At 71.8% G+C, this 21,809-nt stretch carries 12 protein-coding genes and 4 pseudogenes; 5 read left to right on the top strand and 11 right to left on the bottom strand.

Annotated features, from left to right (window positions below):
- Positions 1-46: 46 nt before the first annotated feature.
- On the bottom strand, positions 47-808 hold the full coding sequence (locus P8A20_RS33130; protein ID WP_147960897.1) for a DeoR/GlpR family DNA-binding transcription regulator: 762 nt from the start codon (positions 806-808) through the stop codon (positions 47-49).
- Positions 809-1,008: 200 nt separating this feature from the next.
- Between P8A20_RS33130 and P8A20_RS33135 the strand changes: the two genes are divergently transcribed.
- Complete coding sequence (locus tag P8A20_RS33135; RefSeq protein ID WP_147960898.1) at positions 1,009-2,475, top strand: L-fucose/L-arabinose isomerase family protein; 1,467 nt, start codon at positions 1,009-1,011, stop codon at positions 2,473-2,475.
- A gap of 367 nt (positions 2,476-2,842) precedes the next feature.
- Here P8A20_RS33135 and P8A20_RS33140 read toward each other — a convergent pair whose 3' ends face one another.
- Together P8A20_RS33140 and P8A20_RS33145 are read right to left on the bottom strand one after the other, a co-directional pair.
- The gene (locus P8A20_RS33140; protein WP_147960899.1) at positions 2,843-4,666 is read right to left on the bottom strand and encodes a SpoIIE family protein phosphatase; all 1,824 of its coding nucleotides are present in this window, start codon (positions 4,664-4,666) and stop codon (positions 2,843-2,845) included.
- A 506-nt stretch (positions 4,667-5,172) separates the two neighbouring features.
- A pseudogene (locus P8A20_RS33145) lies at positions 5,173-5,751 on the bottom strand (thiolase family protein); the annotation flags it as partial.
- Positions 5,752-5,954: 203 nt separating this feature from the next.
- Here P8A20_RS33145 and P8A20_RS33150 point away from each other — a divergent pair.
- Positions 5,955-6,929 (top strand): annotated as a pseudogene (locus tag P8A20_RS33150) (tyrosine-type recombinase/integrase).
- A gap of 148 nt (positions 6,930-7,077) precedes the next feature.
- Here P8A20_RS33150 and P8A20_RS33155 read toward each other — a convergent pair.
- Positions 7,078-8,259 carry a 4-hydroxybenzoate 3-monooxygenase gene (locus P8A20_RS33155; protein ID WP_306104827.1) on the bottom strand — a complete coding sequence of 394 codons (1,182 nt, stop codon included), beginning with the start codon at positions 8,257-8,259 and terminating at the stop codon, positions 7,078-7,080.
- A gap of 236 nt (positions 8,260-8,495) precedes the next feature.
- Here P8A20_RS33155 and P8A20_RS33160 point away from each other — a divergent pair, with 236 nt between their 5' ends.
- The gene (locus P8A20_RS33160; protein ID WP_306104828.1) at positions 8,496-9,050 is read left to right on the top strand and encodes a TetR/AcrR family transcriptional regulator; all 555 of its coding nucleotides are present in this window, start codon (positions 8,496-8,498) and stop codon (positions 9,048-9,050) included.
- Between the two features lie 174 nt (positions 9,051-9,224).
- On the opposite strand, the pseudogene P8A20_RS33165 reads toward P8A20_RS33160, so the two are convergent.
- From P8A20_RS33165 to P8A20_RS33180, 4 genes and pseudogenes are all read right to left on the bottom strand, one after another.
- Positions 9,225-11,481, bottom strand: a pseudogene (locus P8A20_RS33165) (Tn3 family transposase); the annotation flags it as partial.
- Between the two features lie 128 nt (positions 11,482-11,609).
- Positions 11,610-12,251, bottom strand: a pseudogene (locus P8A20_RS33170) (thiolase family protein); the annotation flags it as partial.
- Positions 12,248-12,895 carry a CoA transferase subunit B gene (locus P8A20_RS33175; protein WP_147958021.1) on the bottom strand — a complete coding sequence of 216 codons (648 nt, stop codon included), beginning with the start codon at positions 12,893-12,895 and terminating at the stop codon, positions 12,248-12,250. The pseudogene P8A20_RS33170 and the gene P8A20_RS33175, both read right to left, overlap by 4 nt.
- Positions 12,895-13,665: a CoA transferase subunit A gene (locus P8A20_RS33180; RefSeq protein WP_147958022.1), complete on the bottom strand. Its 771-nt coding sequence runs from the start codon at positions 13,663-13,665 to the stop codon at positions 12,895-12,897. The genes P8A20_RS33175 and P8A20_RS33180 overlap by 1 nt, the downstream gene beginning before the upstream one ends.
- A gap of 193 nt (positions 13,666-13,858) precedes the next feature.
- Here P8A20_RS33180 and P8A20_RS33185 point away from each other — a divergent pair, with 193 nt between their 5' ends.
- Positions 13,859-15,520 carry an IclR family transcriptional regulator domain-containing protein gene (locus tag P8A20_RS33185; protein WP_147958023.1) on the top strand — a complete coding sequence of 554 codons (1,662 nt, stop codon included), beginning with the start codon at positions 13,859-13,861 and terminating at the stop codon, positions 15,518-15,520.
- Between the two features lie 37 nt (positions 15,521-15,557).
- Here the strand turns inward: P8A20_RS33185 and P8A20_RS33190 are convergent, their stop codons facing one another.
- From P8A20_RS33190 to P8A20_RS33200, 3 genes are all read right to left on the bottom strand, one after another.
- Positions 15,558-16,703, bottom strand: coding sequence for an FAD-dependent oxidoreductase (locus P8A20_RS33190; protein WP_147958024.1), 1,146 nt, complete (start codon positions 16,701-16,703; stop codon positions 15,558-15,560).
- A 90-nt stretch (positions 16,704-16,793) separates the two neighbouring features.
- Positions 16,794-17,504 (bottom strand): TetR/AcrR family transcriptional regulator, encoded by a 711-nt coding sequence (locus P8A20_RS33195; protein WP_147958025.1) that lies wholly within the window; start codon positions 17,502-17,504, stop codon positions 16,794-16,796.
- 82 nt (positions 17,505-17,586) lie between these two features.
- Positions 17,587-19,311: a serine/threonine-protein kinase gene (locus P8A20_RS33200; protein ID WP_261988807.1), complete on the bottom strand. Its 1,725-nt coding sequence runs from the start codon at positions 19,309-19,311 to the stop codon at positions 17,587-17,589.
- Positions 19,312-19,616: 305 nt separating this feature from the next.
- On the opposite strand from P8A20_RS33200, the gene tkt reads away from it, so the two are divergent.
- Positions 19,617-21,797, top strand: a complete 2,181-nt coding sequence (gene tkt, locus P8A20_RS33205) for a transketolase (protein ID WP_147961214.1) — start codon at positions 19,617-19,619, stop codon at positions 21,795-21,797.
- Positions 21,798-21,809 lie beyond the last annotated feature (12 nt).

Consider the following 21,809-nt stretch of genomic DNA (forward strand, 5'->3'; position numbering starts at 1 on the left):
CGGCCGGGCGGGGCGTGCCCGGGCGTACTCACCGGACCGCCGCACCTCACAGGAGCTCGACCAGGCCTCGGTAGGGATCGAGCCGCTCGTCGAGCGGATCCAGATCCGTCACCAGGATGTCGATCTCGTCCAGGGGCAGGCACTTGGCCACGGCGCGGCGGCCCAGCTTCGAGGAGTCGACCGCCAGGACGGTTCGCTGGGAGACGTCGGTCAGCGCGCGTTTCACCGCTGCCTCGTCCGCGGTGAACTCGGTCGACCCGATGGAGTCGTCCAGACAGGTCGCGGACAGGAAGCACGTGTGCAGGGCGAACTGCTGGAGCGTCACCTGAGCCAGTGGTCCCACCAGGCTCCCGGTGTGCAGATCCGCCGTCCCGCCGGTGGCGTAGGCCCTGCAACCAGGCGTTCCGGACAGCTCGTGGAAGGTCTCGAAGGCGGTCGTGACCGCCGTCAGGTCGTCGACCGGATGCTCCTTCAGCAGACGGGCGAGGCTGTGTACGGTCGTCGAACCGTCGAAGCCGACGCCGCCCTTGTCCGGGAGGAGAGGCCGCAGTTTCGCGGCGATCGCGTTCTTGGCCGCGGTGGAGCGCCCGAGCCGGTGGCCGAACGTCCAGGCATCCACGGGAACGGCTCCGCCACGGACCCGGCGGATCTCGTTCCGCTGCTCCAGCACCTGGAGGTCGCGCCGGATGGTCATCGTGCTGACGCCGCAGGCGCGCGCCAGGTCGTCGACGCGACGCACCCCCTTCCGGAGCGCCGTGACGATCGACGCCCTCCGGTGGTCTCCCTCGGCAGGGTTCTCCTCTGACATCGTCCGTTTTTACCACAGTGAACATCGTGCTCCGCAGGCACTTTCACGCCTGTCCGGCCGGGGCCCCGAGCCCCTTCCGACAACGCGACGTGTCCGGGATCTATCCCGGTGACTCCCTCGTTGATACGTTTCAGTCGTCTGTCGAATGTTTCATCGATGTTCGCTCTCGCAGTAATGAAACATCCAGGAAGGGATGCTTGATGACTGACGACGTCTCCTCCGCCGCGCTCGACGGGGCGCTCACCCCGGTGCGGCGGCGCCCCACCCGTCTCGGACTCGTGTCCGGTGGGCTCGGCGCGTACTGGCCGCAGTTCCCCGGCCTTCTCGACCGACTGAGGGGATCGGCGCTCCTCGTCACCCGGCGGTTCGAGGAGATGGGCTGCGAGGTGGTCGACGCAGGTTTCATCTCCGATCCGCAGGAGGCGTCCAGGGCTGCGGAGGAACTGCGCAAGGCCGACTGCGACATCGTCGTCACGTTCCTGACGACGTATCTGACGGCGTCGATGGTGCTGCCGATAGCCCAGCGCACCCACACTCCGGTCCTGGTCATCGACCTCCAGCCGACCGAGGCGATGGACCACGCGGACACCGACACCGGCAAGTGGCTCGCCTACTGCGGCCAGTGCCCGCTGCCCGAGGTCGCCAACGTCTTCCGGCGCAGCGGCATCCCCTTCCGCTCGGTCTCGGGGCACCTGCACGACGACAACGCCTGGGCCCGGATCGCCAGGTGGATCTCGGCCGCCGGAGTGCGCGGCGCGATGCGCCACGGACGGCACGGCCTCATGGGGCACCTCTATCCCGGCATGCTGGACGTCTCCACGGACATGACCCTGGTGTCGAGCCAGTTCGGGGGCCATGTGGAGGTGCTCGAACCCGACGACCTCCGGGTCAGGGTCGCCGCGGTGACCGACGGGCAGGCCGCCGGACGTGTCGCCCTGGCCCGCAGGGTCTTCACCCTCGACGGCTCGGTGAAGGAGGAGGACCTCGACTGGGCGGCCCGCGTCTCCGTGGGTCTCGACCGGCTGGTCGAGGACTTCGAGCTCGACAGTCTCGCGTACTACCACCGCGGTCTCGACGGCGAGATCCACGAGCGGCTGGGCGCGGGCATGATCCTCGGTGCCTCCCTGCTGACGGCCCGCGGCATCCCGGTCGCCGGCGAGTACGAACTCCGCACCAGCCTCGCCATGCTGATCGCCGACACGCTCGGTGCGGGCGGGTCGTTCACCGAGCTCCAGGCCCTCAACTTCCGTGACGGCGTGGTGGAGATGGGCCACGACGGACCTGCCCATCTGGCCATGTCGTCCAAGGACCCGCTGCTGCGCGGCCTCGGCGTCTACCACGGCAAGCGCGGCTGGGGAGTCGGCGTCGAGTTCGACGTCAGGCACGGGCCGGTCACCGCGTTCGGCATGGGACAGGAGGCGGACGGCACGTTCAGCTTCATCGTCTCCGAGGGCGAAGTCGTTCCCGGACCCCTGCTGGAGATCGGCAACACCACCTCACGGGTCGACTTCGGCTTCGACCCGGGGGAGTGGACGGACGCCTGGTCCTCGACCGGGATCGGCCACCACTGGACCGTCTGCACCGGCCACCGGGCCAAGGACTTCAAGGCCGCAGCCGATCTGCTCGGCGTCCCCTTCCGTGTGGTCGACGGCCCCGGCGACCTCTGAGGCCCTCCCCTCGCACGGGCGGCCGCTGCCGGCCGCCACACCGCTGCACACGTCAAAACGGAAGGGGGGCTCCCGGCCGGGACGTGTGCGGCGAGCCTGTGCGGGGCCGGGCCCGGCTCATCCGCGGCCCCTCCCGCACAGAGCCGCGTCCACCGCGCCCTGGAGACGGCTCAGTGCGGCGGCGAGCAGGACTGCGGTGGCGAGGCGCTTGCGTCGCATGGGACTTCCCCCTGGGGCGTGGCCCGCGTCCGCGGGCCGGTCGGTCGTTCACCGACGACCCTTCCAGGGGCAGGCCGCGGAGTCGGTGCGGCCCGTCCCCGCATCACAGGTGTGCCCAGCCCCCTTGCCCGACGGCCCGCCGTGTGTGTCAGGAGGGTTCGGAGGTGTCCCTGACGGGTGTGTCCTCGATACGGGAGCCCGGCGCCCCGCGGCCGGGGGCGGCAGGGTTGTGCGCGTGCTGCGGCGGTGCCTCGGCGTCACCGGCGCCGACGCCTGCCGCCGGGATGCGCAGGACGAGCAGGGCGACGTCGTCACCGCTGGGGTCGATGCGGGCCATGAGTTCGTCGAGGAAGTCCTCGATGTCACGGTCGGCCAGGGCCGAGGCATGCCTCCGCAGGGAGTCGAGCCCTGCCTCGATGTCACGGGTGCGGCTCTCGACGAGCCCGTCGGTGTAGAGGAGCAGGGTCGAACGGGGCGGGAGGTCCGCCCGGGCGTCGGGCCAGCCGAGCCCCAGGTGCAGGGCCGAGCTCAGACCGAGGAGAGGTCCGTGACCGGCTTCGAGGAACCTGGTCCGCCCGTCGGCCGTGACCAGGAGGGGCGGAGGGTGGCCGGCATTGACCCACCGGAGTTGCCAGGGCCCGCCCTCCGGGCCCTCGATGCGGGCGAAGACGCAGGTGGCCATCGGGGCGTCGCTGGTATGGGTCATGGCCTCGTCCAGGCGGCGCATGATCAGGCTGGGCGGTTCCGTCCGGTCCCACGCAAGGGCGCGCAGCATGTTGCGGACCTCGGCCATGTGGGCGGCGGCCTTGAGGTCGTGGCCCACGACGTCCCCGATGACCATCGTCAGCACACCGTCGCCGAGGAGGAAGGAGTCGTACCAGTCCCCGCCGATCTCGGCGGCGCTCTCGGCGGGCCGGTAGCGGGCCGCCATGGTGAGGTGGTCCACCTGCGGCAGCGGGGTGAGGAGCTGGCGTTGCATGGTCTCGGCCACATGGCGCTGCTGCTCGAAGAGTTCGGCGGCCTCCATGACGAGGCCTGCGCGCCGCGCGATGTCGGAGAGCACGAAGATCTCGGCCTCCGTGTAGGAGGCCGCGGGGTCGAGACGGGCCACGGTCAGCGCGCCGAAGACCTTCCGCCGGGTGTGCAGGGGCACCACGACGGCACAGGCCCCTCCGAGCCGGTCGAACAGGTCGCGGTGCGCGCTCGCCAGCGCACTGTCCGGCTGCTCCGCGAGGGTGTCCGCGTCCAGCACGACGGGCTCGGCGCTCCGCAGTGCCTGGATCGCAGCGGAGCGGGTGGACTCGGGCAGCGGGGGCAACGGCCCCGCGAGCCCGTCGGCCGTGTGCTGGTCACCGGAGGTACGGACGACGACGCGCCGCATCTCGCCCGTCTGCTCCGACGTACGCAGGTCGACCGCCGCCCAGTCGCCCATGTCGGGGACGAGCAGCCCGGCCAGCCTGCGCAACATCTCCGGCGTGTCCGACGCGGAGATGAGGACGGTCGAGACCTCCGCCACCATCGTCAGCCGGGCGGTGAGCCCCTCCAGGGCGGCCAGGTAGGCCGCGGTCTGCTCGGCCGCGTCACGGTGCAGGCTGAAATCGTGGAAGACGACCACGGCGCCCTCGGAACGTCCTTCGTGCCGCAGCGGAGTCGCCGCCCAGATGACGGGCACCAGGGTGCCGTCCCCGCGCAGGAAGAGTTCGTCGGTTCCCTCGGCCGGCCGGTCGCTGTCCAGCACGGCCAGCAGACTGCACTCGCTCCGCGGGACCGTGCTGCCGTCACGTCGGCGGTGTATCAGATCGTGCAGGTCGTTACCGAGCATCTGGTCCCGCGGCCGTCCGAGGAGCTGTGCGGCGCGTGGATTGCACGCGGTGAGCCGGCCGGACGTATCGGTGACGAAGACTCCCGCGCCCAGGCTGTCGAACACCGTGCGCATGAAGCCGATCTCCAGCAGCCCGTCCTCGGACCTCATCGGTCGGCCCTCGCCGTTCCCGGGCGCCGGACTCCTCCGGCCGAACGCGCCGACGGCGTGTCCCCCGGCAGGCGGACGGCGCGATCCGGACGGGCGGCACCTGCGCGGCCGCCGGGAACGCGGTCCGGCAGGTCATGCGCCCGTGACGTCCGCCTCGTGATGGGAGCCGCGGCCCGCTCCGCACGGCGAAGAGGACCTGAGGGCTCCCGCAGCACCACAGCATCTGTTCATCATTCATCCGGCAGGCCCGTTCCGCCGCTCGGGAAGGGACCGGCCGCCGGGAGGTCCGCCGTCCCGCCTGCTCGGACGCCCGGTGGTTCCTCCTCCTCCGGACCGCCGCGGATGCCGGCCGCCCCGGCGCGCACAGCGACCGCACGGTTGTCATGCGCGGCCGGGAGACGCCTGCCGCCCTCGCGCGGCCGGAACCCGGCAGAAGGCCCGCGCACGTCGTGGGACGCCTGTGCGCGCCGGTCGCGCGACCGGCCGCCACAGGGCCTCCCGCCGCGCTACCTCTCCAGCACCAGGGCGGAGCCCTGGCCCACGCCGATGCAGAGCGTCGCGACACCGACCCCGGACCCGGCGGCCCTGAGCTGGTGGGCGACGGACCCCGCCAGGCGGGCTCCGGACGCGCCCAGAGGGTGGCCGATCGCGATCGCGCCGCCGCGCGGGTTGAGGATCGCCGGGTCGAGGTCGGGCCACTCTGCCACGCAGCCCAGCACCTGGGCGGCGAAGGCCTCGTTGAGTTCGAGGGTCGTGAGGTCGGCGAAGCCCCTGCCCGCCCGGTCCAGTGCCCTGTTCACCGCCTCGACGGGAGCGAGACCGAAGAAGTGCGGCTCGTTCGCGGACACGGCGGATGCAGTGATCCGGGCCAGCGGCTCCCGGCCGGTGGCCCGGAGGCCTTCCTCGTCGGCCAGCAGCAGGGCGGCCGCGCCGTCGTTCAGCGGCGACGAGTTGCCCACCGTGACGGTGCCGCCGTCGTCACGGAAGGACGGGCGCAGCTTGGCCATGGCCTCCAGCGACGCGTCGTCCCTGACGCACTCGTCCCGGTCCACGACCAGTGGGTCGCCCTTGCGGCGAGGGATCGGGGTCTGAGGAACATCTGTGTCAGATCGTGCGCTAAGCGTTCGTTGGCCCTGGTGGGCGGCTGACGGAGCATCGGCTGTGGGGCCGGTCTGAAGTCGTTCCACAGATACGCCCCATTATCTGCGGGAGATTGGTTCGTCACCTGCGGTGACGTCCGCCGGGCTGTACATGAAGCGGCCCTGTTATCCGTGGCAAGGGGGAAGCGGTGCCCACTGTCGTGCAACTGCCGGCCGGGAAGGCGTTGACCGTCCGCGCGGCAGCTGACGCCTTCCTCGGCTCGCTCCGTAACCCGAACACCGTCCGCAGCTACGGAGTCGGCGTCGGCAAGACAGCCGAGCAGATCGGGGAGGCTCGCCCGTTGGGGTCGGTCGCGGACGACGAGATCGGCGAGGCCCTGGAACTGCTGTGGGGCGCCGCGGCGGTCAACACCTGGAACGTCCGCCGGGCGGCGGTGCTCTCCTGGCTGGGCTGGTGCGCGGAGTACGGATACGACGGCCCGGCGGTCCCGGCCTGGACGAAGCGGCTGGCAGTGCCGGACTCCGAGACCCCGGCCCGCTCGAAGATGGCCGTGGACCGGCTCACCGGACGGCGCGAGGTCCACCTGCGGGAGAAGACGCTGTGGCGGATGCTGTATGAGACCGCCGCCCGCACGGAGGAGGTCCTCGGCGTGAACATCGAGGACCTGGACCTCGGTGGCCGCCGCTGTTCGGTCAAGGCCAAGGGCGCCCGAGGCAAGGCCCGACGCCGGGGCCAGGCCCGTGAGGACTTCGTCTGGAGACCGTTTACTGGGACGCTGGTACAGCCCGGCTTCTGCCCCGCCTGCTGCGTGGCCGGTCCCGGGGCCCGGTGTTCGTCACCCACCGCCGCCCCGGTCCGGGGAAGGTCGTCAACCCGCGTGACGTATGCCCGGACAATGGTCTGGCCCGCCTCTCCTACGGCCAGGCCCGTGCACTGTTGGATGAGCACACGGCTGTGCGGGGGCCCGGTACAGGCTGGGACTTGCACGAGTACCGCCATTCCGCTCTGACGCATCTGGGGGAGCAGGGGGCGTCGCTGCTGATGCTGATGGCGAAGTCGAGGCATAAAAAGGCCGGAGAACGTGCGCCGATACTTCAAGCCCTCTGCAGAGGCAATCGCCGAACTGACCAGTCTGCTCGCTCCGGGAGGCAGCAGAGGATGAAGCTGCGCCACCGAACTGTCAGGGCATGGTGTTCATGACCAGCACCTGCGGGGGCCGGAACGGGGTTCCCCGTTCCGGCCCCCGCAGGTGCTGGTGGCCCGGCTGCTCAGGCCTGCAAACTCTGTTTACTCGGCCAGGAGGTGGGGGCTCAGTTCAGGCCGGTGAGGAACTCGCCGAAGAGCCGGTTGGCGGTCTCGGAGTCGTAGAGGCGTTCGAACTCGGCGCGTGCGAGGCTGCGCCGGAACTCGCCGTGGTAGGAGACGTCTCCCGCGTCGTGCATGAGGTCGGTGAACCATGCGGCGTACGCCTGGTAGTTCCACACGTGCTTCAGGCAGGTGGCGGAGTACGCCTCCAGCGGGCCCGCGTCCTGCTCCTTGACCTGCTTGCAGACGGCCGTGGCGAACAGGTCGGCGTCGTGCAGCGCCAGGTTCATGCCCTTGGCGCTCATGGGCGGCACGATGTGCGCGGCGTCACCGAGCAGGTACAGGCGGCCGTAGCTCATGGGGGCGTAGACCACGCTGCGCAGCGGCACCAGCGTCTTGCTGGTGATGGGTCCCTTCGCGGTGACCGGTTCGCCGAAGCGTGCCTCGATCTCTTCCCAGATCCGGTCGTCCGTCCACTCCTCGACGGCAGTGTCCAGCGGGCACTGGAGGTAGAAGCGGCTGGCCTGGGGGCCGCGGGCGAACTGGCCGGCGAATCCCCGGTCGTGGATCGCCATCATGGACTGGTGGTTGGCGGGGGCGTCGGCCAGTACGGTCAGCCAGGCGTACCCGTACTCGTGGGACTGGCGGGTGAGTACGTTGTCGGGGATGCTCGCCCGGCTGACGCCGTGGTCTCCGTCGCAGCCGGCGATGAAGTCGCAGGTGATGGTCCGCGTCACGCCCGTGCTGTCGCGGTAGCGCACCTGGGGCCGGGGGCCGGTGAGGTCCTCCAGTTCGACGTCCTCGGCTTCGAAGCGGAGGTCGCCGCCGTCGCTGACGAAGACGTCGATGAGGTTGCGCACGAGGACCTGCTGGGGGCAGAAGCGTCCGTCGACGTGGTCGTCGGTCACGTACCGGAAGGGCCGCGTCTCGCCGTCGACGCGGAAGTTCAGCACCGGCGCGAAGGGGGCGCCGTCGAGGACCCGGTCCTCCAGGCCCCACGCACGGAACATGCGCGCGGCCCTGGGGTCGATGACCCCCGCGCGCTGGCGCTGCTCGACGTATTCGCGGCTGTGCCGCTCCAGTACCACGCAGTCGATCCCGCTGCGCAGGAGGAAGTTGCCGAGGGCGAGCCCGGCGACACCCGAGCCCACGATCACGACAGTGGTGTTCTCGTCCGTTACGGACATGGTTGGTTCTCCTTGTGTTTTCTGCTGGCCCGTGGGGAGGGCCGTTGCCACGCCGGCGCTCTGAGGGCCTGCGGTTGGGAGGGCTGTGCGCTCATCGGCCCGTTCTGTTCAGGGCGCTTGTCGGACATGGGGCGTCCCGCGCGTTTGGCGCAGCGGGGCGAAACCCCCTACCCTTAAGCGAAGTATCCACTACGCATCATACGTAGTGTCCACTACGTTTGCAAAAGGGGTCGGTTATGCGCCGCGACGGAGCCGCCAACAGGGAGAAGGTCCTGCTGGCCGCCGAGCATGTGTTCGCTGAGAAGGGGGCCGCCGCCTCCACCGATGAGGTCGCGCAGCGGGCCGGGGTCAGCATCGCCACCGTCTTTCGGAATTTCGCCACCAAGCAGGACCTCATCGAGGCCACCGCGTGCCGCTACCTGGAGAAGCTGACCGCCCAGGCGCTGGCGCTCGCCGAAAGCCAGGACGCCGGAAAAGCCTTCGCCTCCCTGATGAGGTCCCTGGCGGCGGCCGGGCCGGTGAAGATGACCCTGCTGGATCTGTTGCCCCCGCACGACGACGACGGCCAGGGCCTGTCCCGGCCGGTCACCGAGGCCGCCGACGCCTTCCGCGCGGCCCTCGAAGGCGCACTCCACCGCGCCCAGGCCGCCGGCGCCGCGCGCCTCGACGTCACCGGCGACGACGTCTCCCTCCTCCTGCGCGCCCTCGCATACGCCACGGACCTCAGCGAAGGCGAGGCACTCGACCGGGCCGTGGGCATCGTCCTCGACGGCCTCGGCGTACCGCGCTGACACCTGATCCCTTCCGTCCAGCCTGTCCCGCGCGCCCGGTCCGATAGGGATGCACCGTCCGGCGCCGGCCCCACCGCTGCCCCGTCACAGCTCGTCCACGGCGGTCTTGTCGCGCAGGGGCCGCAGGCCACCGGGCAGGTCGGGGAGCTGGAAGGAGTACCGGCCGAGCACGTTGATGTGATGTCGCACGAACGGGGAGAGCCGGGCGAGATCCTCGTCCCGGACCTCGAAACCGTCACTCCGGAGCTGGGCTACGGCGTCCATATAGCGGGTGTTGAACAGTACGAGTGCGTTGAGGACGAGGCCCAGCGCGCCGATCTGGTCCTCCATGCCGTCCTGGTAGCGCTGGTAGAGCTGCCTTGCCCGGCCGTGGAAGATCTTCCGGGCGAGCGCGTGGCGGCCTTCCTGGAGGTTGGCCTGCACCTTGATCTGGCGGCGGTATCCGGGCTCGTCGGCCAGGCGCAGGATGTGCAGGGTTTTCGCGATCCGCCCGTAGTGCGCGATCGCGTCGCCGAGCGGGGTGGGGCGACCGTCGCGGGACAGCATGCGGATGACGTCGTAGGCGCGGACGGCTCCGGTGTGGATGGAGCCGATGATCCGCAGGATGTCCTCCCAGTGCCGCTCGATGCGGGCGAGGTCGACCCGGCCGCGGGCGGCGTCCTGGAAGGCGCCGTACGCCTGATCGGCTCCGGTCCAGGAGAAGACCTCCAGCAACACCTCGGGCAGGTCCACCCGCGGCAGCATCGCGTTCACCGCCGCCCGCAGATCGAGCAGGGAGGCCGGCTCGGGCTCCGGCTCCAGGGCCGCGAAGTGCAGGCGGCCGTCGTCGTCGAAGACGATCTGCGCGTTGTCCGGGACCCGGGCGGCGACCTCCCGATAGGTGCCGTGCAGCAGCGCGGCCCGCGCCGCCAGGTGACCGCCCGCCTCCCCGGGCAGGTTCAGCGAGGCCAGCACGGTCGGGCGTGCCTGCTGCCACGCTTCCCCGGCTAGCAGCTTCGCCCGCGGGTCACCCCACTTGGAGGAGTTGCGGGCGAAGACCTGCTTGCTGCGCAGCATCCGGTGCAGCTGCTCCAGCACGCAGAACGTGTACGCCTCGGCCCATCAGCTCCGGCAGCGACAGCAGCGCGCCCAGTACGGCCTCGCCTTCCGGGGTGGCATCGAAGTCCACCACGGTGACCAGCAGCTTCAAGAACGGGCGGACCGTGCCGAACCGGCCCACCAGCATGGCCCGCCACGCCTCATCGGCATCCGAGTCCAGCGGCGGGGTCAGCTCGAACAGCGCGGCGATTGCCGCCGCCAGCTCCTGGCGGGGCACCACCTGCTCGATCGCCGCCCACATCGCCTCCAGGCTCGCCACCTTCGGCGGCGCGATCTCCCCGGTGCCGGTATCGACCTGCTCGCGCGTGGTGTCGAACACGACCTGGAAGGCGGTCGCCAGCTTCACCGACGCCCGCTCCACCCGCGGCAGTGTCTTCAGCTTCTCCTTCGCGCTCTCCCGCTCCGCCCGGGCCAGCAGCTTCGTCGCGATCAGCACCTCCAGCAGGTCCAGCGCGTCATCCACCGCCCGCGACGGCAGGTGGACGGTGGTGGCCAGCAGCGTCGCCAGGCGGCGGGCGTCAGAGTGCTGGCAGCAGCGACGCCTTGCCGTCCACCCCATAGCGCGACAGCTCCGCCAGACGCCGCGGCGGTATCCCCGACACATCCACCGCGCCCATCCCGAGCGCGGCGATCTCCTCCGCCCGCTCCAGCGCCCGTTTCATCTGCGGACCCGACACCCGCACCGGCCCCCGGCGCAGCCGGTCCAGCTCCGAGACCCGCTCACCCGGCGGCACCGTCAGCAGCGAGTCCAGCACCGCCTGCTGCCCCACGCCGAGCATCCCGTACAAGGTGTCCCACAACCGCTGGTTCGCCGCCTCCCGCACCGACCCCGCCAGCCGGGCCAGACGGCTCGCCCCGGCAGCAGCACCCGGCCCTCGCGCAGACACCCCGCCGCCACGTCGAACAACGCCTTCGGCCCGTCCCCCGTCGTCCACGCCCGCGCGTCCAGCCACCCCGCCAGCTCCTCGCGGACCTCCGCGAAGTCCCGCCAGCCCCCGGCCTCCTGGATCTCCCCGGCGTGCGTACGAGCCGTACCGTCCCGCTCGCCGTACAGCTTCAGGCACGAGGCGTCCGCGATCTCCAACTGCCCGGCCAGATACTCGGCCACCTCCGCCGGCACCTGCCGTGGGTCCGGCATGAACCGGCCCAGAAAGCGCACACTCGTCAGCTGAACCGCGTACCCGAGCCGGTTGTGCAACCGCCGTTTGGCCTGCACCGCCTCCCGGTCCGCGTCGTCCAGGAAGAAGTACCGCTCCAGCTCCGCCCGTGAAGGAGCCTCGCGGAACGACCCATACCGGGCCGCCTGCTCATCCGTCAGGAAATCGACCGCCACAGCAGCTCTCCAAAGATCGACAACAACGACCCACGAAGGCTCCGACGCTCAATCACCCCAGGTCAAAGCACGAAAAAACCCAGCGAACCCTTAGCGCACGATCTGACACGGATGTTCCTCAGCCCCCGGATCGTCAACGGTGCGAGTTCCCCGTCGAACAGTCCCGCGGACCGGGCCGCCGAGGCCTTCCGGTGCGAGGTCAGGGCGAACTCGTCCTGCTGTTCACGGCTGATGGAGTGCTTCTCCGCGATCAGTTCGGCGCTCTCGCCGAGCGGCACCGTCCACCGCGGGTCCATCCGGGGGTTGACCATGCGCCAGCCCAGGGTGGTCGACTACATCTCGGTGTGCCCGGCAGGGAAGGCGCGGTCGCTCTTGGGCAGGACGTACGGGGCGCGGGTCATCGACTCGACACCGCCGGCGACGACGAGCGAGTGGTCGCCCAGCGCCACGGCGCGTGCGGCGTGGACGACGGCTTCGAGGCCCGAGGCGCAGAGCCGGTTGACGGTCACCCCGGGGACGGAGACCGGCAGACCGGCGAGGAGTGCGGCCATCCTGCCGACGTTGCGGTTCTCCTCACCCGCGCCGTTGGCGTTGCCGAGCACCACGTCACCGATGCGCGCGGGGTCGAGCTCCGGGGTGCGGTCGAGCAGCGCGCGGATGGCGTGGGCGGCCAGGTCGTCGGGCCGCACCTGGGCGAGCGCCCCGTTGTACCTGCCGACCGGGGTGCGGACGGCGTCGACGACGTACACGTCGCGGGGACGGAAGCTCATGACGCCGCCCTTTCCGCCGTACGGACCGGGGCGGCCGTCCTCTCCAGGACCTCGGCGGCGCTCACCCCGGGGGCGGTCTCCACCAGGACCAGGCCGTCGTCGGTCACGTCGAGCACGGCGAGATCCGTGATGACGCGGTGGACGCACGCCTTGCCGGTCAGGGGCAGGGTGCACTCCTCGACGATCTTGGGGCTGCCGTCCTTGGCCGTGTGCGTCATGGTCACGATGACGCGGCGGGCGCCGTGCACCAGGTCCATGGCCCCGCCGATGCCGGTCACCATCCTGCCCGGCACCGCCCAGTTGGCGAGGTCGCCCCGGGCCGACACCTCCATGGCCCCGAGCACGGCCGTGTCGATGTGGCCGCCGCGGATCATGCCGAAGGAGAGCGCGGAGTCGAAGAACGAGGCGCCAGGCCGGACGGTGACCGTCTCCTTGCCCGCGTTGATGAGGTCGGGGTCGACGTCCTCGTCGTACGGGAAGGAGCCGGTGCCCAGGATGCCGTTCTCGGACTCCAGGACGACGTGCACGCCCTCGGGCAGATGGTTCGGGATCAGCGTCGGCAGTCCGATGCCGAGGTTGACGTACTCGCCGTCGCGCAGCTCCGCCGCTGCCCTGGCGGCCATCTCGTTCCGGTTCCAGGCCATCAGTCCCGTGCCTCCCGCTCCGTGATCGTCCGCTTCTCGATCTTCTTGTCCATGGCCTGCCCGGGGGTCAGCGCCACCACCCGCTGCACGAAGATGCCCGGCAGATGCACGTGGTCCGGGTCGATGTCGCCCGGCTCGACCAGTTCCTCGACCTCGGCGACGGTGACGCGGCCGGCCATGGCGGCGAGCGGGTTGAAGTTGCGCGCGGACCTGTTGAAGACGAGGTTGCCGTGCCGGTCGCCCCTCGCCGCCCTGACGAGGGCGAAGTCGGTGCGGATGCCGTGCTCCAGGACGTACTCGGTGCCGTCGAAGGTGCGTACCTCCTTGGCGGGGGAGGCCTCGGACACCCCGCCCTCGCCGTCGTACCGCCAGGGGATTCCGCCGTCGGCGACCTGCGTCCCCACACCGGCCGGGGTGTAGAACGCGGGGATCCCCGCCCCGCCGGCCCGGAGCCGCTCGGCCAGGGTGCCCTGCGGGATGAGTTCGAGCTCCAGCTCACCCCCGAGGTACTGCCGGGCGAACTCCTTGTTCCCGCCGATGTACGAGCCGGTGACCCGGCTGATCCGGCCGGCGGAGAGCAGCACGGCGAGGCCGGTGTCCATCGCTCCGCAGTTGTTGGACACGACACCGAGTCCGCTGACGCCGCGCGCGTACAGGGCATCGATCAACACGTTCGGCACACCGCTGAGCCCGAAGCCCCCCACCGCCACCGAGGCGCCGTCCGGCACGTCGGCGACGGCCAGCGCCGCTGACGCGACCACCTTGTCCATGGAACCGCCCATCCCCTAGTGTTCGCACAGTGAAGTTTCCTTCACTGTGATGCCAGGAGTGTGCCGCCCGGATCGGAGCCCTGTCAACGGCCCGGGCGCGGCGGTCCGCGGCCGGGACCGCCCCGCGGCGTCCGGACACCGCCCACCGCCGTACCGTGTCTCTCCTGCACGGACCCACCCGACGGAGACCCAGATGCCACCGACCCGGACCGCTCAGCCCGGCACACAGGTGCCCGCGGAGGCCGTCGCCCCGCTCATGCGGGGCATCGCCGTCCTGCGCCGGCTGACCGACGCGGACGGCTCCCTCAGCCTCAGCGAACTCGAACGCGCCACCGGCCTGGCCCGCTCGACCGTCGACCGCGTCACGCTCACGCTGGCCCGCACGGGATACGTCCGCGTCGACGGCAGGTCCGTCACCCTCGCGCCGCGCCTGATGGAGCTGGGCAACGCCTATCTCTCGTCGATCCGCTTCCCCGGCCTGCTCGGCGACAGCGTGGACGCCCTCGCGGACGAACTCGACGAGTCGGTCTCGCTCGCTGTGCCCGACCACGGGGACATCCGTTTCGTGCACCAGGCCACCCGGCGCCGCCCGATGTCCCTGAGCTTCCGCATCGGCGACCTGTTGCCCGCCGAACGCACCGCCCCGGGCGCGCTCTTCGCCACCAACTGGGGAGCCGCGGAGTGGCAGACGTGGAAGGAGAGGCGGCTCCTGGACCCGGAAGGATCCGGCTTCCCGCCCCTGCCCCCGGCCCCGCACGACGGCCACTTCGGGGAACGGGTGGACACGGCGCGCGCCGAGGGCTGCGCACTGGACGACCAGCTGATCGAGCCCGGCCTCATCGCCCTCGCCGTGCCCGTGCGGGACCCCGCCGGAGCCGTCGCGTGCGCGCTCAACGTGGTCAGCCACACCAGCAGGTACACCGCGCGGGACCTGCGCCGGGACCTCCTGCCCCGGCTGCGCGAGGCTGCTTCGGCGATGGAGCGGCGACTGCGCGAGGCATCCCCCGAGGGCGACGTCGCCACGGCCTCCGGGGCCCTCGCGTCCTGGACCGCGGCCTCGAAACAGGAACTGGGCCGGGAGTTCGTCGAGTCCCTCGCCAGGGGCCTGACCGTCATCACCGCCTTCGGCGGCGACGGCGCGGCTCTGACGCTCAGTGCCGTGGCCCGCGCGACAGGTCTCTCACGCGCCTCCGCGCGCCGCGCCCTGATCACCCTGGAACACCTCGGTTACGTCACGGTGGACGACCGCGAACACCGGCTGACACCACGCGTCCTCTCGCTCGGATATCCGCCGCTGTCCCGCACCACCCTGTCGCGGATCGCGGAGCCGCACCTCGCCGGACTGGCGGGGCGCATCCAGGAATCCGCGTCGCTCGCCGTCCTCGCCGACGACTCCGTGCAGTACGTCGCACGTGCCGCCACCCGCCGCATCATGAACGTCAACATCACCGTCGGGACCCGCTTCCCTGCCTACGCCACATCCCTGGGCAGGGTCCTGCTGGCCGACCTGCCACACGCAGCACTCGGGTCCCTCCTCGACCACGCGGAGCTGCGCCAGCTGGCCCCCCACACCCTCACCCGCCGGAGCGAACTCGAGGACGTTCTCGAAGGCGTGCGTGCCGGGGGATACGCGCTGGTCGACGAGGAACTGGAAGCCGGCCTGCGCTCGATCGCCGTACCCGTGCGCGACCGTGACGGCGGCGCGGTCGCGTCCATCAACGTCGCCATGCACAGCAGCAGCCGGACGATCGAGGAATGCCTGGAGCAGGTGTTGCCGCAACTCCGGCTCACTGCGGGGAGCATCGAGTCCGAACTGCACACCGCGGCGCGCTTCTCCCACATCGCCGTGGTGTGAGCCCGGACAGGCGCCCGGTGGCGCCGCGGGTGCCCGTCTACGCCCCGGAGGAGGAGAACATGTCGACGAGCGTCTGCGGGGCCCGGTCGTGGAACAGGGTCTCCTGCCCCTCTGCGGTCTCCAGGGCGGTCCGCTCGCTCCGCGGGAACAGGGCCGCCTCGTAGGCCGACAGGGCGGCCTCGGTGTCTCCCGGGTGGGCGGCGACGGCCTGCCCCAGCTCGGCGCCGTCGATCATGGCGAGGTTGGCTCCCTCCCCGGCGAACGGGGACATCAGGTGCGCGGCGTCCCCGAGCAGGGTCACCCCCGGGACGCGCTGCCAGCGGTGGCTGACGGGCAGCGCGTGGATGAGCCGTGGGGTCAGCGGACCGTCGGCCCCGGTGATCAGCCCGCGCAGGGCCGGCGACCAGGAGGCGAACTGCTCCAGCAGTGCGGCCCTGGAACCCTCCGTGTCGGTGAAGTCGATGGTGGACAGCCAGCTCTCGTCGGCGCGCAGCGCCGTGTAGACGTGCAGGCTTCCGTCCGTCTCGCGGTGCGCCAGGAAACCCTTGTGCTCACCGAGGGCGAAGAACATGCCGCCGCCGATCAGTTCGGCGCATTCGGGGTGGCGGGCGTCGGCGTCGAGGAGATCCAGCTCGACGAAGGAGATACCGGTGTAGGCGGGCCGTGCCTCCGAGAGCAGTGGCCTGATCCTCGACCAGGCGCCGTCCGCCCCGACGAGCAGCCCGGTGGTGAACGTGGTGCCGTCCGCCAGCGTCACGCGATGGCGGCCGCCGCCGAGCGGTTCGGCTCCCATGACCTTGGCGCCCCAGCGGACGGTGCCCTCGGGCAGGGAGTCGAGCAGGAGGTCGCGCAGGTCGCCCCGGTCGATCTCGGGACGCCCGCCGTTGCCGTCGTCCTTCTGCTCCAGAAGTACGCGGGCCTGCTTGTCGAGTACACGGAGGGCCTCGCCACCGGGGTGGACCCGGGCCCGGAACCCGTCGTACAGCCCCGCGGCGCGGAGTGCCGCCTGCCCGGTCTCCTCGTGGATGTCGAGCATGCCGCCCTGGGTGCGGGCGTCACGGCCGGCCTCCAGGTCGAGGACGGTGGCTTCGATTCCGTGTCGGTGGAGGACGCGGGCGAGGACCAGGCCTCCGAGGCCGGCGCCGACGACGGTCACGGGGCGGTGCTGAGTGTTGGTGGTCATGGTGCTGCCTGCGCTCTCTGCCGTTCGGTGGTGTGCGGTGTGCGGTGTGCGGTGTGCGGTGTGCGGGCTCCGGGCCGCGTCGCCCTGTGCTCAGGACGGGGCGTCGCCCCGGTCGGTGCTCCGGGGGGTGCCGGCCGTGCCGTTGACGACAGCGCGGAAGATCCAGGCCAGACGCTGCTGCGGGGTGCCGGAACTCAGGTCGGCGCCGAGCGCCGCGATGCGCGGATAGGTCCGGGAGGGCGCCTGCCCCAGCGCCTCGACGAGCGCGTCGTGGTCGCCCTCCGAGCCGGGATCGCCCGCGCGGGCGGACTGTTCGGCGGCGGTGGCGGTGGCCACCTGGAGGAGTACGTCCACCCCCCAGGCCGCCTGCCCGTCGGGTACGCCCCCCTCGTGCAGGAGGGACAGGACCGTCTCGACCAGGGCGAAGTAGTGCGGCCCGGAGGGCCGGGCGACGAGCGCGGAGTGCGCGAGGCCGGGATGGTCGAACAGGACGCGGGTGTACGACAGGAGCACCTGGGCCAGCCGGTCGCGCCAGTCGCCGTCGTCGGCCGCGGCCGCCAGATCGACCTCCCCGAGCAGATCCTCCAGGATCGCGGCGTGCAGTTCGGCCGTACCGGCGACGTACACGTACAGCGACGCGGGACCGGTGTCGAGCTCCTGGGCCAGCCTGCGCATGGTGACGCGCTGCAGGCCCTCGGCGGCCATGATCCGCACCGCTGCGGCGACGATGGCTTCGTGGGTGAGGGCCGGCTTCGCGGGGCGGTCGCGGCGGCTGCGGGGTGCGGGGGTTCGCGGGGTCACCCCCCGAACGTAACGAACATGTTCGTCACGAACAAGTTCGTCGGACCTGGGAGGCAGGCCCTCGGCGCCTCGGCCCGGTTTCTCAGGCGTGGAAGCCGTTGCAGACGACAGGCGTGATCCCGTCGGGTCCGCCTTCCACGTGGTAAAGCACCACGGTCCAGTCACCCGGGTCGTCGCCCACGGGCACGGCGTCGACGGTCCGGCCGTCGAGGTGGGCGCGGAAGTCGTCGGGATAGCGGAAGGTGAGCGTGCCGCCCGAGGACCACTTCGAGAAGATGTCGACGGGCCTGCCGGTGAAGCCGACGCCCTCGCCCGTCTTCCTGGTGGGACGGCCCGTGGCGGGATCGATCCCGTGCGGCGGAAGGACACCCACGGCCACGTGGTACGGCGCGGGCCGCTTCCCCTTCCCGGCGTTCCTCGGGCGCAGTTCCACCCTGGCGGTGTCCGAGCCCGTGGTGTGCGAGACGGACGACTGAAGGTCCACCGGCAGCGAGGCCATGTCCAGGCCGGAAAGGCCGCAGGAGCCGATGCCCTGGGCCGCCTGCGCGGGATCCTCGGCCAGGGTCCAGCGCTCCCGTGTCCTCCCGTCGCTCACGATGTGGTCGGGCGGGTCCGAGGCCGGTGCGGTGGTGGCGGGCCGGCGGGACACCTCACCGCCCGCTGTCGGCCCCGCTCCGGCCCCACCGTCCGGCGGCTGTCCCGAGAGCAGCCAGGCCGTCGCCGAGGAGGCCAGCACAGCCGCGACCACGGCGAGTCCGAGCGCCCCCCGGCGGCCGGAACGGGCCTCGGACGCCGGACGGTCCGCTCCGTCGTACGGGGTGGGACCGGACGGGCCCGCGGACACGGATGCGCCCTCACCCGGGGTGCCTCCGCCCGGTCGCGTGGGGAGGACCACCCCGTCCCGCTCCGCCGCGTCGGCGGGCAACGTGGCTGTCTCGTCGTCGCCCCGCGCGGCCGTGCCGCCGGTCCGGGAGAGCGCACGGTAGAAGGAGTCCGTCGCGAGCGCGGAATCCACCGCGCACCGTGCGATCACGGCCGCCGGATCCGGCCGGTCCGCCGGGTCCTTGGCGGCACACTCCCGGATCAGCGCGGCGAGCGAAGGGCCGACGCCGTCCAGGTCGATGTCCTCGTGCACGGCCCGGTAGCTCACCGTCGCCGCGTCGCCGGATCCGAAGGGAGGCCTGCCCGTCACCGTGTAAGCGAGCGTCGCACCCAGTGCGAACACGTCCGCGGCGGGGCCCACCTCGTTGCGCAGGACCACTTCGGGTGCGGCGAACCCCGGGGTTCCCGGCGCCGTCCCGTCCCGTGTGAGCACCGTCTGCCCGACCCCCCGGGCGATGCCGAAGTCGATCAGCTGCGGCCCCTGCGGCGACAGGATCACGTTCTGCGGTTTCAGGTCCCGGTGGGTCACCCCGTGCGCATGGACGGCCGCCAGGCCCTCGGCCAGCGCGGCGCACAGCTTCAGGGCACTGCCGGGAGGGAACGGCCCGCCCTCTCGGACCGCCTCGCGCAGGGTGGGCCCCGGCACGTACTCGGTGGCCAGCCAGTAGGGCGGGGCGCCGAGGGACGACTCGATCAACCGGGCGGTGTACGCGCTGCGCACGGCCTCCACGGTGGCGGCCTCCCGCCTGAAGCGGGCCAGGGACTCCGGGTGGTCGCTGATCTCGTCCCGGATCTCCTTCACCGCCACCAGCAGCCCACCGGGGGAGCGGGCCAGATAGACCTGACCCATCCCTCCGGCACCGAGGCGGGCGAGCAGTCGATAGGTGCCTATGCGCGAGGGGTCCTGGGGCCGCAGCTCATCCACCGGCCCGACTGTGCCACATGCGCCGCCCGGCGGACCGGGCATCGCGGAATGTGAGGGCCCCGTACCTGCCCGCCCGCGACGGACCCGCCTGCACCGCCCGGGCGGGGGTAGGCGATCCGTCGGCAGGGCACACGCGTCGTCACCCGCGCACGGCGGCCCTCCGTCCCGCGGGCACCGGAGCCCACCGCACCGCCGGGCCCGCTCCGGGTGCGGAGGGCGGCGGAGGAACGGAGGATGCGAGGGGTGGCGAACCGCTCACACCGGCCCCGTCGAACCGAGAAGCGACATCCGAGGGAGACAACACCATGGCGCCCGAACGATCCTCTTCCGGCCTCGCCGCATCCCGGGACCCCGGGCTGGCGCTGCCCGTGGCCGTACGGGCGGGGTGGAGCGACCTGGACCTGCGCGCGGTGGACACCGTACGGGTGCTCGCCGCCGACGCGGTCCAGAAGACCGGCAACGGACACCCCGGCACGGCGATGAGCCTGGCGCCGCTCGCCTACCTGCTGTTCCAGCAGGTCATGCGGCACGACCCCGCCGACGACCAGTGGCTGGGCAGGGACCGCTTCGTCCTCTCCTGCGGCCACAGCAGCCTCACCCTGTACATCCAGCTCTACCTGGCCGGCTACGGCCTGGAGATGGACGACCTGAAGGCACTGCGGACCTGGGACTCCGCGACCCCCGGCCACCCGGAGTACCGGCACACCCGCGGAGTCGAGATCACCACCGGACCGCTCGGCCAGGGGATGGGCGCCTCCGTCGGGATGGCGATGGCCGCCCGCCGGGAGAGGGGCCTGCTCGACCCGGACGCCGCGCCGGGCACCAGCCCCTTCGACCACCGTGTGTACGTGCTGGCCTCCGACGGCGACATGATGGAGGGCGTCGCGTCCGAGGCGGCGTCGCTGGCAGGGCATCAGCAGCTGGGCAACCTCGTGGCGTTCTACGACTCCAACCACATCTCCATCGAGGACGACACCGACATCTCGTTCAGCGAGGACGTCCCGGCCCGCTTCGCCGCGTACGGATGGCACGTGCAGACCGTGGACTGGACCCGTACCGGTGACTACGTCGAGGACGTCGACGCGCTGCTCGCCGCGATCGAGGCGGCGAAGGCGGAACAGTCCCGGCCCTCGTTGATCATGCTGCGCACGATCATCGGCTGGCCCGCCCCCACGAAGAAGAACACCGGCAAGGCGCACGGGGCGGCCCTGGGGGACGAGGAGGTCGCCGGGACCAAGCGGCTCCTGGGCTTCGACCCGGAGGCGTACTTCCCCGTCGAGGAGGAGGTCCTCACCCACACCCGGGCGGTCGGGGAGCGGGGCAAGGGCGCCCGCGAACGCTGGCAGCGGACCTACGAGGAATGGCGCACCGCCAACCCGGAGCGGGCGGCGCTGCTCGACCGGCTGCGGGAGCAGGAACTGCCCGACGGCTGGACCGACGCCCTGCCGGACTTCCCGGCGGACGCGAAGGGCATGGCCACCCGCAAGGCCTCCGGCCAGGTGCTCACCGCCCTCGCGCCGGTGCTGCCCGAGCTGTGGGGCGGCTCCGCCGACCTCGCCGGCAGCAACAACACGACCATGGACGGCGAGCCCTCCTTCATCCCCGTGGACCGGCAGACGGCCGAGTTCGGCGGGGGCCCCTACGGACGGACCCTGCACTTCGGGATCCGTGAGCACGCGATGGGCGCCGTGCTCAACGGCATCGCGCTGCAGAGCCTGACCCGCCCCTACGGCGGCACGTTCCTCACGTTCAGCGACTACATGCGCCCCGCCGTCCGCCTCGCCGCCCTGATGAAGCTTCCCGCCACCTATGTGTGGACCCACGACTCGATCGGACTGGGCGAGGACGGCCCCACCCACCAGCCCGTCGAGCACCTCGCCGCGCTGCGCGCGATCCCCGGGCTCGACGTCGTACGCCCCGGAGACGCCAACGAGACGACCACCTGCTGGCGGACGATCCTGGAGCACACCGACCGCCCCGCCGGTCTCGTCCTGACCAGGCAGAACCTGCCGGTCCTGGACCGCGCCGACGGCGTCCACGCCTCTGCCGGAGGAGCGGCACGCGGCGCCTACGTCCTGGTCGAAGCCTCCGGAACCGCCCCCGACGTCATCCTCGTGGCGACGGGATCCGAGGTCCACATCGCGCTCGACGCCCGTAAGGTGCTGGCCGACGAGGGGCTTTCCGTCCGGGTGGTGTCGATGCCCTGCCGCGAGTGGTTCGCCGAGCAGCCGATGTCCTACCAGGACGAGGTGCTGCCGCCCGACGTGCGCGCCCGCGTCAGCGTCGAGGCCGCCGTCGGCCAGGGCTGGCGCGAGGTGGTCGGCGACGCCGGACGGATCGTCAGCCTCGAGCACTACGGAGCGTCCGCCGACTACGAACGGCTCTACGAGGAGTTCGGCATCACCCCCGAAGCGGTCGCCGCGGCGGCACGCGCCAGCATCCGCGACGCGGTGGAGCCCCCGAGGCCGGGCGGGCGACGGCCGTAGACCACCTGCCCA

Origin of the sequence: Streptomyces sp. Alt3, assembly GCF_030719215.1 — a bacterium.
GTDB classification, from domain to species: Bacteria; Actinomycetota; Actinomycetes; order Streptomycetales; family Streptomycetaceae; genus Streptomyces; species Streptomyces glycanivorans.

What these genes read in the sequence shown, in the direction of transcription:
- P8A20_RS33155 (WP_306104827.1), bottom strand. Translation starts at nt 8,259, where the DNA reads ATGTCCGTAACGGACGAGAACACCACTGTCGTGATCGTGGGCTCGGGT.
- P8A20_RS33140 (WP_147960899.1), bottom strand. Translation starts at nt 4,666, where the DNA reads ATGAGGTCCGAGGACGGGCTGCTGGAGATCGGCTTCATGCGCACGGTG.
- P8A20_RS33180 (WP_147958022.1), bottom strand. Translation starts at nt 13,665, where the DNA reads ATGGACAAGGTGGTCGCGTCAGCGGCGCTGGCCGTCGCCGACGTGCCG.
- tkt (WP_147961214.1), top strand. Translation starts at nt 19,617, where the DNA reads ATGGCGCCCGAACGATCCTCTTCCGGCCTCGCCGCATCCCGGGACCCC.
- P8A20_RS33135 (WP_147960898.1), top strand. Translation starts at nt 1,009, where the DNA reads ATGACTGACGACGTCTCCTCCGCCGCGCTCGACGGGGCGCTCACCCCG.
- P8A20_RS33160 (WP_306104828.1), top strand. Translation starts at nt 8,496, where the DNA reads ATGCGCCGCGACGGAGCCGCCAACAGGGAGAAGGTCCTGCTGGCCGCC.
- P8A20_RS33130 (WP_147960897.1), bottom strand. Translation starts at nt 808, where the DNA reads ATGTCAGAGGAGAACCCTGCCGAGGGAGACCACCGGAGGGCGTCGATC.
- P8A20_RS33175 (WP_147958021.1), bottom strand. Translation starts at nt 12,895, where the DNA reads ATGGCCTGGAACCGGAACGAGATGGCCGCCAGGGCAGCGGCGGAGCTG.
- P8A20_RS33185 (WP_147958023.1), top strand. Translation starts at nt 13,859, where the DNA reads ATGCCACCGACCCGGACCGCTCAGCCCGGCACACAGGTGCCCGCGGAG.
- P8A20_RS33190 (WP_147958024.1), bottom strand. Translation starts at nt 16,703, where the DNA reads ATGACCACCAACACTCAGCACCGCCCCGTGACCGTCGTCGGCGCCGGC.